Raw genomic sequence first — 13,064 nt, 5'->3', positions numbered from 1 at the left:
CCAGATCACGGGTGGGGGTCACGGGTAGAGGCCGCGCAGCTGGTGGGCCTGCGCCACGCGCTCGACGGCGAGGCAGGTCGCCGCCGTGCGCAGGGGGACGTCGAGCCGGGCGGCGGCCGCGTTGACCGAGTCCCACGCGGCGAGCATGCGCTCGGCCAGCCGGGCCTCGACCTCGATCTCGCTCCACCAGTAGGCCTGGTTGGCCTGGACCCACTCGAAGTAGGACACGATCACGCCGCCGGCGTTCGCCAGGATGTCCGGTACGACGAGCCGGCCGGCCTCCTGCAGGATCCGGTCCGCCTCGGGGGTGGTCGGGCCGTTGGCGCCCTCGACGATCACCTTCGCGCGCACCCGGCCGGCGTTGTCGCCGCGCAGGACGCCCTCGACCGCGGCCGGGACGAGCAGGTCGACCTCGGCCTCGAGCACCGCCTCCGCGGCGATCTCGTCGCCGCCCGCGAACCCGACGACCGAGCCGGTCGCGTCGACGTGGCGCTCCAGGCCGGGGATGTCGAGCCCGGCCTCTGCGGCGACCGCGCCGTACTGGTCGGACACGGCGACGACCCGGGTGCCGGCCTCGGCGAGGAAGCGGGCGGCGTACCGGCCCACCTTGCCGAAGCCCTGCACCGACGCGGTCGCCTCCTCGGGGGCGATGCCCTGGGAGCGCAGCGCCGCGAGCGCCACGTGGACGACGCCGCGCGAGGTCGCCGTGGCGCGCCCGCGGGACCCGCCGAGGCTGATCGGCTTGCCGGTGGTCACGCCGAGGACGGTGTGACCCTGCTGCACCGAGTAGGTGTCCATCAGCCAGGCCATGGTCTTCTCGTCGGTGCCGATGTCGGGCGCCGGGATGTCGCGCTCGGGCCCGATCAGCGGGCTGATCTCGGAGGTGTAGCGCCGGGTGACGCGCTCGAGCTCGGCCTGCGAGTAGCTGCGCGGGTCGATCCGCACGCCGCCCTTGGCGCCGCCGTACGGGACGTCGAGCAGCGCGCACTTCCACGTCATCCACATGGCGAGCGCGCGGACCTCGTCCAGCGACACGTCGGGGGAGTAGCGGAGACCGCCCTTGGCCGGGCCGCGGGAGAAGTTGTGCTGGACGCGGTGCCCGACGAACAGCTCGGTCGTGCCGTCGTCGCGGCGCAGCGGGATGCTGACGGTCACCTCGCGGCGCGGGGTGGCGAGCATCTGGTGCAGGCCCTCGTCGTAGCCGAGGAGGGTGGTCGCCTCGCGGAGCTGCTCGCGGGCGTCGGCCAGCGGCCCGGTCGCCGTGGCGGCGACGGGCTCGTGGAGCGCGGTCATCAGTTCTCCCGGAAGATCTCGGCGAGGAGCTCGAGGGCCTCGTCGAGCAGGTGGTCGGGCATCGACAGCGGCGGCAGGAAGCGCAGCACGTTGCCGTAGGTGCCGCAGGTCAGCACGACCATGCCCTGGGCGTTGGCGGCGGCGGCGACCTTCTTGGTCAGGTCGGCGTCCGGCTCGGTGGTGCCGGCCTTGACCAGCTCGACGGCGATCATCGCGCCGCGGCCGCGGACCTCGCCGATGCGCGGGTCGCTCTCCTGCAGCGCGGCGAGCCGCTCGGTCATGGTCTTGCCGATGGTGCGGGCGCGGTCGACCAGGCCCTCGGCCTCGATCGTCTCGATGACGGCGAGCGCGGCGGCGCAGGCGAGCGGGTTGCCGCCGTAGGTGCCGCCGAGGCCGCCGGCGTGCGCGGCGTCCATGATCTCGGCGCGGCCGGTGACCGCGGCGAGGGGGAGACCGCCGGCGATGCCCTTGGCGGTGACGATCAGGTCGGGGACGACGCCCTCGTGGTCGCACGCGAACAGCTCGCCGGTGCGGGCGAAGCCGGTCTGCACCTCGTCGGCGACGAAGACGACACCGTTCTCGCGGCACCACGCGGCCAGGGTCGGCAGGAAGCCGTCGGCGGGCACGATGAAGCCGCCCTCGCCCTGGATCGGCTCGATCACGATGGCGGCGAGGCTGTCGGCGCCCACCTGCTTCTCGATGACGTCGATCGCCTCGCGAGCCGCCTCGGCGCCGTCGCGGCCGCCGTCACGGAAGGGGTAGGACAGCGGCGCGCGGTAGACCTCGGAGGCGAACGGGCCGAAGCCCTTCTTGTACGGCATGTTCTTCGCCGTCATCGCCATCGTGAGGTTGGTCCGGCCGTGGTAGGCGTGGTCGAAGACGACGACCGACTGGCGGCCGGTGGCGGAGCGGGCGATCTTGACCGCGTTCTCGACGGCCTCGGCGCCCGAGTTGAAGAGCGCGGAGCGCTTCTCGTGCGTGCCGGGGGTGAGCTCGTTGAGCTTCTCCGCCACGGCGACGTAGCCCTCGTAGGGGGTGACCATGAAGCAGGTGTGCGTGAACTCGGCGACCTGGCGGGTGACCGCCTCGACGACGCGCGGGGCGCTGTTGCCGACGGTGGTCACCGCGATGCCCGACCCGAGGTCGATGAGCTGGTTGCCGTCGGCGTCGACCAGGATCCCGCCGCCCGCGGCGACGATCTGGACCGGCAGGCCGACCGCGACACCCGAGGCGACGGCCTTGGCCTTGCGCGCCGCGAGCTCCTGCGAGCGCGGGCCGGGGATGGCGGTGACGAGGCGTCGCTCCTGCGTGATGCTGGGGCCGCCGGTGGGCTGCTGGCTCATGGGGGTGTCCTCCGTGGGATCCGTGGGCGCGGGGTCCCGGGATCGCCGGGCCGTCTCTGACGAAGGTAGGACGGCCGGCCCGCGCCCGCCATGACCATCCTGCACAATCTGCGCTTTCGTGTTGTGCATCCTGTGCGACAATTGCCGCATGGTGACGATGGCGGACCTGGTCGCGGTGCCGGGCCTCGGCCTGCGCCTGGTGCACGAGGCCGGCGGACCGGCACTGCGCTGGGTCGCGACGAGCGAGCTGGCCGACCCCACGCCGTACCTCGAGGGGGGCGAGCTGCTCCTCACGACCGGCCTCGGCACCCGCGGCTGGAGCGACGAGTGGGCCCCGTACGTCGACCGGCTGGCGAGCGCCGGCGCCGCCGCGCTGGGCATGGGCGTGGGCCTGACCCACGACCGGCTGCCCGATCGGCTGGTCGAGGCGTGCCGGGCCCGCGGCCTGACCCTGCTGGAGGTGCCGCGGGCCACCCCCTTCGTCGCGGTCTCGCGGGCCGCGGCCGAGCTGCTCCAGGACCAGGAGGCCGCTGCCACCCGGCTCGCGCTCGACCTGCAGCGCCGGCTCACCCAGGCCGCCCTGGGTCTCGACCTGCGCCCGCTGCTCGAGCGCCTCGCCCAGCTTCTCGACGGCACGGTCGCGCTCGTGCACCGCGACGGCGAGCCCGAGGAGGGTCCCTTCGGCGCCCACCCGGACCGGCTCGACCTCGCGCTCGTGCGCACCGAGGTGGCCGGGATCCGTGGCCAGGGTCTGGGCGCCGTCTCCAGCACCGTCGCCAGCACCGTCCACGGCCGGGTCGCCACCGTCGTGCGGCCGATCGGCCTGGCCGGCCGCCCCGAGCACTACCTCGCCGTCGCCGCCCCCAGCAGCCTGGGCGACCCGCTGCGGGCCGCGATCAGCACCGCTGCCGTCCTGCTCAGCCTCGCCGTCGAGCGCCGGGCCGAGCGCCGGGCCGCCGAGCGCCGGCTGCGCGGCCGCGCTCTCGAGCTCCTCGTCGCCGGCGACCTGCGCTCGGCCGACGTCCTCCTGGCCGTCGCCGAGGGCGCGCCCCTCGTGCCGGAGCGGCTGCGGGTGCTGCGGGTCACGGCGCCTGACGAGGTCCGCGACGACGTCCTCGAGCGCCTCGAGGACGACGGCCTGCTCGCCGGCCGCGTCGCCGGCGAGCTCACCGCCGCCGTCCCACCCGGCCAGGTCGCCGCCGTCGTCGCGACGCTCGCCCAGCACGCGGAGGCCGGGCTGCGCGCCGGCATCGGCCGCCTCGTGCCCGCCGCCGACGCCGGCCGCAGCGCCGAGACCGCAGGTCACGCCCTCGACCGCACCACCGCCGCCACGCCGGTCCGCCGGTGGGAGGACGTCGCCGACGCCGGCCCCCTCGCCCTCATCCCGGCCGGCCTGGGTCAGGAGTACGCCGCCTCGCTCCTCGGCCCCCTCGACCCCGACCTCCGCACGACGCTCGCCGCCTTCCTGCGCCACCACGGCTCCCGCGGCGCGGTGGCCGACGACCTCGGCATCCACCGCAACACCGTCCGCAACCGGCTCGCCGAGGTCGAGCGGCTGCTCGGCGTCGACCTCGACGACCCGGCGGCGCGGGTGGGGGCGTGGCTGGCTCTCGAATTGGCCAATTCGTAGCCGGGATCTGGCCTAGGCTCCGCGTCGGGAGGGAGCCATGCGGCGCTGGATGCTTGGGGTACTCGTCGCCGCACTGGTCGTGACGGCGAACGCGGTGCCGCCGGTCGCCGCTGCTGGCGCGCCCGCGACCGATCCCGTGCGGATCCTCATCCTCGGCGACTCCGTGTCCCAGGGCTCGTCGGGCGACTGGACCTGGCGCTACCGCCTGTGGCGCCGGCTCGTCGACGCGGGCGTCGCGTTCGACCTGGTCGGCCCGCGCGACGACCTCTGGGACCTGCGTGCGGACGCGCCGGGAGCGATGTCGTACGCCGACCCGGACTTCGACCGCGACCACGCCGCGCGCTGGGGGATGTTCGCCGGGATGCCCGACGTGCCCGTGGCCTCGCTGGTGACGACCTACCAGCCCGACGTCGTGGTCGTGATGCTCGGCATCAACGACCTGATCTGGACCGACCAGGCGCCCGCGGAGGTGGCCGCCCGGGTCGGCGACCTGGTCGCAGCCGCGCGGTCGGCGCGGCCCGACGTCGACGTGGTGCTGAGCGAGGTGACGCAGCACTGGTTCCCGGACGCGCCCGAGCTCAACGCCCAGCTGGCCCTGCTCGCGCAGGCCGCGACCACCGCGTCGTCGCGGGTGGTCCTCGCCGCCGCGGCCGCCGGCTACGACGTCGACCGCGACACCTGGGACACCTCCCACCCCAACGCGAGGGGCGAGGTCCGGATCGCCACCGCCGTCGCCGCCGCACTCCACGAGCTCGGCATCGGACCGGCGGCGACGCTGCCCGCGACCATGCCGCCGGTCGGCCCGCGCTTCCCGGCGACGTTCTCCGGGACCCTCGCCGGCGCGGAGGGCCGGCTCGCCTGGACCAGCGGACCCGGCGCCACCCACCAGCTGCTCTGGCGCCGGGACGTGACGACCGGTGCGCCCTGGACCCGCTCGCCGGTCCCGCTTCCCCGCGACGGGACGCTCGTCGTACCCGGCCTGCGCCGGCACCACCGCTACGACTTCCGGCTGCAGCCGGTGAAGGGCGACGACCTGCCCGGGGGCGACGTGTACTCCGCCGTCGTCAGCCTCGTTCCCGGCGGCCCGATGCTGGCCCCGGCCGGTGTGCGCGCGGTCGCGCGGGGGCGGCGGTGCGTCCGGCTGGCCTGGCGCCCGGTGCCCGACGCGACGTCGTACGTCGTGGAGCGGCGGGTCGGCCGCACCTGGACCAGGCCGGTCCGGACCACGACCCCGAGCTGGCGGGGCACCCGGCTTCCCGTGGCGCCGCGCTGGACGTTCCGGGTGCGGGCGACGGGCGATCAGGTGGTGGGTCCCCCCACGTCGGTCACGGTCCGCCCAGCTCGCTCCGCCGCACCTTGCCGGTGAGCGTGCGCGGCAGCTCGTCGACGAAGACGTAGTCCTTGGGCCGCTTCGGCGGCGCCAGGTGCGCCCGCGCGTACGACGCCAGCTCGGCCTCGTCCACCGAGCCGACCACCGCCGCGCACACCCGCTGCCCCCAGGTGGGGTCCGCGACGCCGTACACGGCGATGTCGGTGACGCCCGGGCAGGTGCCGAGGACCTGCTCGACCTCGGTCGGGTAGACGTTCACGCCACCGCTGATGACCAGGTCCTCGCGGCGCCCGTCGAGGAAAAGGTAGCCGTCGGCGTCGATCCGGCCGAGGTCGCCGACCGAGAACGCCGGCCCGTCGGGGGTCTCGCGCCAGGCGGCGGCGGTCTTGTCGGGCGCGCCGTAGTAGGTGAACCGGGCGAACGGCGGCACGGTGCACCAGATCGTGCCGTCGGCGTCCGTGCTCAGCGTGCGGCCCGGACGGGCGCGCCCGACGGTGCCGGGTCGGGTGAGCCACTCCTCGCTGCGGCACGCGGTGAACTGGCCCTCGGTGGAGCCGTAGAACTCCCACGTCGAGCCGTCCGGGAACGCCTCGACGAGCCGGTGCTTGAGGTCGGTGGGGCAGGGTGCGCCCGCGTGCGCGACCAGCCGGAAGGACGACAGGTCGGGGGTCCCGTGCTCGTCCCAGTGCGCGAAGAGCCGCTGCAGGTGGGTCGGGACGCAGAACATCGTGGTCGGTCGCTCGGTCTCGATCGCCGCCGTGACCGCGGCCGGGTCGAACGGCCCCGGGATGACGATCCGGCCGCCCGCGAGGATCGTGCCCATCGCGAACCGCAGCGGCGCCGAGTGGTACAGCGGGCTCAGCACGAGGTTGACGTCGCTGGGGGAGAAGCCCCACAGGTCGCGCTCCTCGGCGACCAGCGCGGCGGCGTCCTCGGGGCTCAGCAGACCCGAGAAGACGCCCTTCGGCACGCCCGTCGTCCCGCTCGTGCAGTGCATCGGCCGGCCGAGGGGGAGACCGGCAGGCGGGAGCGGCGCGACCAGGGCGGCGAGCTCGTCGTCGGTCCGGACGACGGCCGTCGGCTCGAGGCCGGCGAGGATCCGCTCCTGCTCGGTCGGGGTCAGCCGCGGGTCGAGGGGGATCGGGAAGATGCCCGCCGTCAGCAGCCGGAGCACCGCATCGACGTACGCGCGGGAGCCGGGCAGCAGCAGGGCGACCCGACCGTTCTCCACGGGCTCACAGTAGGGTCCGCATGTGCGCGTCGGACTGACCGGGGGGATCGCCTCGGGGAAGAGCACCGTGTCGTCGATCCTGAGCGAGCTGGGGGCCGTCGTCATCGACGCCGACCTCATCGCCCGCGAGGTGGTCGCCAAGGGGACCCCCGGCCTCGCCGCCGTGGTCGAGGCCTTCGGGCCCGAGATGCTGACCCCCGACGGCGAGCTGGACCGGCCCAAGATGGGCGCTCTCGTCTTCGCCGACGAGGCCCAGCGCCGGGTGCTCGAGAGCATCGTCCACCCCCTCGTCTTCGAGCGGTACGCCGAGCTCGAGGCCGCCGCGCCCGCCGACGGGATCGTCGTCCACGACATCCCGCTGCTGGTCGAGTCGGGGCGCGCCGGGGAGTTCGACGCGGTGATCGTCGTCGACGTCCCCGAGGAGGTCCAGGTCGAGCGGATGGTCCGCGACCGCGGCTGGACCGAGTCCGACGCCCGGGCCCGGATCGCCGCCCAGGCGACCCGGGAGCAGCGGCGGGCGGTCGCGACGTACCTGATCGAGAACACCGGGACGCGCGAAGACCTCCGTCAGTGCGTGGTCGATGTCTTCGAACGCCTCGAGGCGGGGCGCTCCGCGTCGTAGCATGACCCGACTGCTGCCCGGGTGGCCGAGCGGCACACGGACATGGGGGTCCAGCGGTGTCGCGCATCCTGACGACGGTGACGGCCGTCCTGGCGACGGTCGTGGGCGCGCTGAGCCTCACGTCGCTCGAGCCCGCGATCTCGGCGCCCGCGGTCGCTGCCGCGGCCTCGGGCCCCGCACTCGTCTCGACCGCACCGCGCGCCGTGCTCGGCGCCCGGGTCGCGGCCCGCGGCTCGGCCGTCACGAAGGCCCCCGGCAGCGTGGTGCCGCTCCGGTCGGTCCCGCTGCTGCTCACCGTCACCACCTCTGGTGCGGCGGGCAAGGGCACGCTGCTCGTCGCCCCTCGATCCGGCTCCGGCGCACCGGTCCGGGTGGCCTACCGGCGCGGTGCCGTCCAGACGACCACGCTGATCGCTCCTCTCTCGGCCGATCACCGGTTCACCGTGCGCAACCGGGCGAGTGTGGCCGTCCGGGTCCGGATCACCGTCGCCGGGTACGTCGCGCCCACGACCACCGAGCGACTCCACCGGATCGCCCCCGCCCGGGTGATCGACACCCGCCGGGGCGTGGGCCTGCCGCGCCGGCCGGTCGCCGCGCGGTCGGCGGTCGCGGCCCGGGTCACCGGGGGCGCGATCCCGGCGGGCGCGACCGGCGTCGTGCTCACGCTCAGCGCGAGCGGCGTCACCCGGCCCGGCACGATCGCGGTCCAGGGCTCGTCGTTCCTGTCCTCCCCGCGCTTCGCGAGCCTGCGGTTCAGCAAGAACGGGGTGAACAGCTCGACCGTCGTGGCCCGCCCGGACGCGACCGGCCGCCTCCACCTCTTCAACAGCTCGCCGCGCGGGGTGCACCTGACCGCGGTGGTCGTCGGCTACACCACGGCCGTGCGACCGACGAACCCGGGGACGCCGGGCACGCCCGTGGCGGTGTCCGGGCTGCGCGTCTCGTCGGAGCCCGACACGGTCACCCTGCGCTGGGCCAACCCGCCCGGCACGACCGAGGTCGTCGTGCGCAGGCTCGCGGGCGAGGTCGCCCCGACGACGCCGAACGACGGCACGAGTGTGCCGGTCACCGGCGTGGCGACGTCCGCCAGCGACACCCTCGCGTCGCCGGGTGAGCGCTACAGCTACTCCGTCTTCGCCCGGGTCGGTGGCAGCTTCACCGCGCCGGCGTCCGCGATCCGGCCGGGGCCGCCCCCGCCCACCGGAGGCGACCTGACGTCGGAGCCGGGACGGCTGACGTTCCGGTGGAGCAACCCACCAGGCGTGCACCACATCGAGGTCGACCTGGTCGAGGGCGGAGGCGTCCGACTCCCGCGGCCCGCCGGGACCGACCTCGGCAAGGCCGAGACCTACACCGCGGCAGGGCTGAAGGAGCGGACGCTCTACGCGCTGACGGTCTACGCGGTCGACGCGGCCGGAAACACGACGGGCTCGCTCACCATCAGCGGGACCACGCCGTCCGGCGACGACCAGGCGCCCGCACCGCTCTCCTCGGTGAGCGCGACCGCGCAGCCGAAGCTGGTCACCCTGTCCTGGGTGGTGCCGCCGGGGAGCGAGTGGGACCACGTCCTGGTGGCGCGCAGCGACGGGAACGTCGCTCCGGCGTCGCCGTCGTCCGGGCGGCTGGTCGGGGAGACCGAGGACCAGCGGGCCGCGATCGACGACCCGGCCGTCGAGCCCGGGCGCACCTATACCTATGCGCTGTGGGTGCGCGACGCCTCGGGCAACCTCTCGCGGCCGATCGCCAGGACGGTCACCACGCCAGCCGGCGCTCCGACCGGTCCGGTCACCGGCCTGCGCGCGACGGCACTGACCGCGTACCCGGAGGTCGAGGGCCAGTCGATCCGGCTCACCTGGACGCCGCCCGCAGGGGCCGCGTCGTACGTGATCGCCCGCGCCGACGGGGCGACAGCGCCCACGTCGACCCGCGCGGCGGGCGGCTGGGCCGTACCGGCGCAGACCCCGATGTTCCTCGACACCCGGCTGCCCGGCAGCAAGCAGTACAGCTATGCGGTCTGGGCCGTGGCGGCCGACGGGACGTGGTCGCCGGCCGCGACCGTCACCGTCACCACCGATCGGAGCACGCGGCGGCTCTCGGGCCGGCTCCTCAACACGACGACCGGGCAGCCCGTCAGCGCGGGAGCGATGACCTTCCGCCTACCCGACGGCACCTCGCACGAGGCCACGGCCGGCGCTGACGGCACCTACGCCGTCGACCTGCGTGTCGGCACCCTCACCGTATGCGTCACCGGCGCGAGTGTGCGGGGTGGTGGTGCCGCTCACGGCTACGTCGACACCTGTCGGGAGGTGACCATCGGCACGGGGCCTGCAACTACGGTCGACATCAAGGTCGATCCGGCGGCCTCCGTCACCGGCGTCGCGACCGACACCCGGTCCGGACGGCCCGTCGCCGGGGTCCGGATCGAGGTCTGGACGATCTTCCCGCCCTACCGCCCGATCGCTCAGGCCACCTCCGACGCAAGCGGTCGCTACCTGATCAGCGGCGTCCCCACCACCGGGACGTCGCTCACCGTGACGCCGCCGAGGAGCGAGCTCGCCCCCACGTGGGTCGACGTCCCGGCCCTCACCCCGGGGCAGACGATCACGCGGGACATCGCGCTCGACCCGCTGCCCCGGATCGCCGTCTCCGGCAGAGTGACGGCCGCCACCGGTGGCGGCCCGCTGGAGGGTGTCGCCGTCCACCTCGTCGACCCGGAGTCGTACGGCAAGACCTATCTCGTCGGCCACACCGGCGCCGACGGGCGCTACGCGGGCTCGCCGTACGTCGAGGACCCCGAGGGGCTGAAGCTGTGCTTCGAGGCTGAGGGGCAGGGGCGGGCTGCCGCGGCGCCGGTGCCGCCCGTGGGCCTGAGCAATGCCTGCTTCGGCGGCGTGGACTACGACCCGGCGGACCGCGAGAGCGCGAGCACCGCGACCACGGTGACCTCGGGGCAGCAGGCATCGATCGCACTGAGGTCCGCCGCGACGATCGCCGGAACGGTGCGGGCCGCCGACGGCACGCCGCTGGCAGGGGTCCGGGTGGTCACCCGGATCACGAGCCGTGAGGTCGCGGACGAGGCGGACCGGCTCTCCGCCACCACCGACGCTGCCGGGCGCTACGTGCTCCGTACCCCGCTGCCGCCCGCTGACGTGACGCCGCCGAAGGTCTCGGTGTGCGCGCAGGCGGGCGGCGGCGGCGCGTTCGGCTACCTGGCACCGAGCTGTGGTCTCGAGTACCAGGTCCGGCCCACGCCGGCCCAGCCGAGCATCACCCTCGACATCAGCATGGCTCCGGCCGGCGGGATCTCCGGCGTCCTGAGCGATGTCACCACGGGCCGCCCGGTGGCCGGCGCGACCGTGACACTGAAGCGGCAGACGAGCGGCAGCCCCGAGTTCGGTGGCACCACCCGAACGGGAGCCGACGGGCGCTACGCCTTCACCGGGCTCGACCCGGCCGTGACGTACGACCTCTGCTTCGAGGGCGGCGACGACGCCCAGGGATCACAGGCCTACCTCGAGGACTGCGTCGTCGGCGAGAGCGGGGCGGAGGCGGTCCGGGTCGCCCCCGCCCGCGCGACGCAGGTCGACCGCCGAGTGGGCCGTTCGGCCACGGTCACCGGGGTCGTGACCGATGCGGACACGCACCAGCCGCTCGCCGGGATCACCGTCGGCTTCGTCCGCGGCGGCGACGTCACCGACGCCCAGGGCCGGTTCACGCTGACCGGACGACCCGCCGGCGTCACCGGTGTGGTGCGGACCGGCCTCAGCGCGACCGGGACGACGGGATACCAGGCCGGCGAGGCGAGCCGGCCCACGACGCTCCCGCCCGACGCCGTCGTGCGGGTCGACGTCGCGGTCCGCCCGGCCGCCGCCCTCCGGGTGCGGGTGCTGACCCAGGATGGTCGGGTCGTCCCCGGCGCGGCGATCACCAACTCGACGTTCGGTCTGGGCCGCGAGGCCATCTCGGACGAGCAGGGCGAGACCGTCTGGCGCGGCCTCGCCGCAAGTCCCTACAACATCACCGACACGGTGTGCGCGACCAGCGGGACGGCCGGTCCGGGCTCGAGCGCCGGCTTCACGCGCGGCTGCTCGCACCTGCCCGCGCTGGTCGCCGGACGCACGGCCACGGCGACGGTCGTCGTCGGGCTGCGGGGGACGATCGACGCGGTCGTCTACGACAACGTCACCGGTCAGCCGGTCAAGTCGGCCAATGTCACCTTCTACAAGATCACCGGCGACCAGTCATCGGCCCAGGTGAACATGTGGACCACCGCCAGCGGGCAGGCGTTCGGGTTCGGTGACATGTACCGGAGCGATCCGCCGGCGACGAGCACCAACCCGCTCGGACCGACGTCGATCCGGGCCCGGGTCTGCGCATCATGGGCATCCCGGCCGGTCACCTGCGTCCCGGCCGGTCCGGACGCCGGCGCGAGCGGCCCGACCGTCGGCGCGAGCCCGGGGCTGCGGACCCTGGTCCCGATCGGCATCGACGCCGGGCACTGAGCGATCTCACTGGGACGCGCGAAGACCTCCGTCAGCGCGTGACGGAGGTCTTCGGCGTGCTGACCGCTGTGGCTTAGGCGGCCAGGTCCGGGTCGCCGAGGCGGCGCAGCTTCTGCAGCGCCTCGCGCTCGAGCTGGCGCACCCGCTCGGCCGAGATGCCGTGCTTGACGCCGATGTCGGCGAGCTTGTGCTGGCGGCCGTCGGTGAGGCCGTAGCGCGAGCGGATGATGTCCGCGGCGCGCGGGTCGAGCTGGTCGACGAGGCTGTTGAGCCGGTCGCGGGACTCGACGTCGAGGACGGTGAGGTCCGGGCCGGGCGAGGTCTCCTGCGCCATCAGGTCGCCGAGCGAGGTGTCGCCGTCCTCGTCCACGGGCGTGTCGAGGCTCACGTGCTCGCGGCCCCAGGCCATCAGGTCGAGCACCCGCTCGACCTCCATGCCGAGCTCCTGGGCGATCTCGGCGGGCTCCGGGTCGCGGCCGAGCTGGCGCTCGAGAGTACGACGGGCGCCGCCGACCTGGTTGAGCTCCTCGACCACGTGCACGGGCAGCCGGACGACGCGCGCCTGCTGCGCGATGCCGCGGGTGATCGCCTGGCGCACCCACCAGGTGGCGTAGGTGGAGAACTTGTAGCCCTTGGCGTAGTCGAACTTCTCGACCGCGCGGATCAGGCCGGTGTTGCCCTCCTGGATCAGGTCGAGCATCGGCATCTGGGCCCGCCCGTACTTGCGGGCGATCGAGACGACGAGACGCAGGTTGGCGTTGATGAACTCCGTGACGGCCTTGCGGCCCTCCTCGGCGATCCACTCGAGCTCGGCCTCGGAGGCCTGCTTCGGGGCGCCACCCTTCTTGCGGCCGACCCGGCCCTGGGCGAGGAGGTGCTCGGCGAACAGGCCGGCCTCGATCGTCTTCGCCAGCTCGACCTCACGGGCCGCGTCGAGCAGCGGGGTCCGGGCGATCTCGTCGAGGTAGAGACCGACGCTGTCGCGTCCCTCGATCTCGCGCCCGGTGTTCCGCTTGGTGCTCGTCGGCCGAGTCATGGTGGTGGTGGCCATCGCGTCCCTCCTTCGCCCGTGCGGGTGGAGCCCAGCCGCACATGTGGTTCCAACACTGGGGA

8 protein-coding genes are annotated in these 13,064 nt (G+C 74.6%); 4 read left to right on the top strand and 4 right to left on the bottom strand.

The window, feature by feature from the left end; translation table 11 throughout:
* Window positions 1-18: 18 nt before the first annotated feature.
* Together BM223_RS08325 and gabT are read right to left on the bottom strand one after the other, a co-directional pair.
* Window positions 19-1,293 (bottom strand): Glu/Leu/Phe/Val family dehydrogenase, encoded by a 1,275-nt coding sequence (locus tag BM223_RS08325; protein ID WP_038678476.1) that lies wholly within the window; start codon window positions 1,291-1,293, stop codon window positions 19-21.
* Window positions 1,293-2,636, bottom strand: a complete 1,344-nt coding sequence (gabT, locus tag BM223_RS08320) for a 4-aminobutyrate--2-oxoglutarate transaminase (RefSeq protein WP_038678477.1) — start codon at window positions 2,634-2,636, stop codon at window positions 1,293-1,295. Before gabT ends, BM223_RS08325 begins: the two co-directional genes overlap by 1 nt.
* Before the next feature lie 148 nt (window positions 2,637-2,784).
* Between gabT and BM223_RS08315 the strand changes: the two genes are divergently transcribed.
* Window positions 2,785-4,266: a PucR family transcriptional regulator gene (locus tag BM223_RS08315; protein ID WP_038678479.1), complete on the top strand. Its 1,482-nt coding sequence runs from the start codon at window positions 2,785-2,787 to the stop codon at window positions 4,264-4,266.
* 49 nt (window positions 4,267-4,315) lie between these two features.
* Window positions 4,316-5,632, top strand: a complete 1,317-nt coding sequence (locus BM223_RS08310; protein ID WP_158510195.1) for a GDSL-type esterase/lipase family protein — start codon at window positions 4,316-4,318, stop codon at window positions 5,630-5,632.
* On the opposite strand, the gene BM223_RS08305 is transcribed toward BM223_RS08310, so the two are convergent.
* A complete protein-coding gene (locus tag BM223_RS08305; protein WP_038678481.1) occupies window positions 5,592-6,827 on the bottom strand; it encodes a class I adenylate-forming enzyme family protein in 1,236 nt (411 codons plus the stop codon). The two genes, BM223_RS08310 and BM223_RS08305, sit on opposite strands and share 41 nt — an antisense overlap.
* Before the next feature lie 22 nt (window positions 6,828-6,849).
* Here BM223_RS08305 and coaE point away from each other — a divergent pair, with 22 nt between their 5' ends.
* Window positions 6,850-7,449, top strand: a complete 600-nt coding sequence (coaE, locus tag BM223_RS08300; protein ID WP_038678483.1) for a dephospho-CoA kinase — start codon at window positions 6,850-6,852, stop codon at window positions 7,447-7,449.
* 56 nt (window positions 7,450-7,505) lie between these two features.
* Window positions 7,506-11,951 carry a carboxypeptidase regulatory-like domain-containing protein gene (locus BM223_RS08295; protein WP_038678485.1) on the top strand — a complete coding sequence of 1,482 codons (4,446 nt, stop codon included), beginning with the start codon at window positions 7,506-7,508 and terminating at the stop codon, window positions 11,949-11,951.
* Window positions 11,952-12,024: 73 nt separating this feature from the next.
* On the opposite strand, the gene BM223_RS08290 is transcribed toward BM223_RS08295, so the two are convergent.
* Window positions 12,025-13,002 carry a sigma-70 family RNA polymerase sigma factor gene (locus BM223_RS08290; protein ID WP_235319257.1) on the bottom strand — a complete coding sequence of 326 codons (978 nt, stop codon included), beginning with the start codon at window positions 13,000-13,002 and terminating at the stop codon, window positions 12,025-12,027.
* Window positions 13,003-13,064 lie beyond the last annotated feature (62 nt).

Source organism: Pimelobacter simplex (genome assembly GCF_900114845.1).
Lineage (GTDB): Bacteria > Actinomycetota > Actinomycetes > Propionibacteriales > Nocardioidaceae > Nocardioides > Nocardioides simplex.
This window is presented reverse-complemented; position numbering and strand designations above follow the sequence as displayed.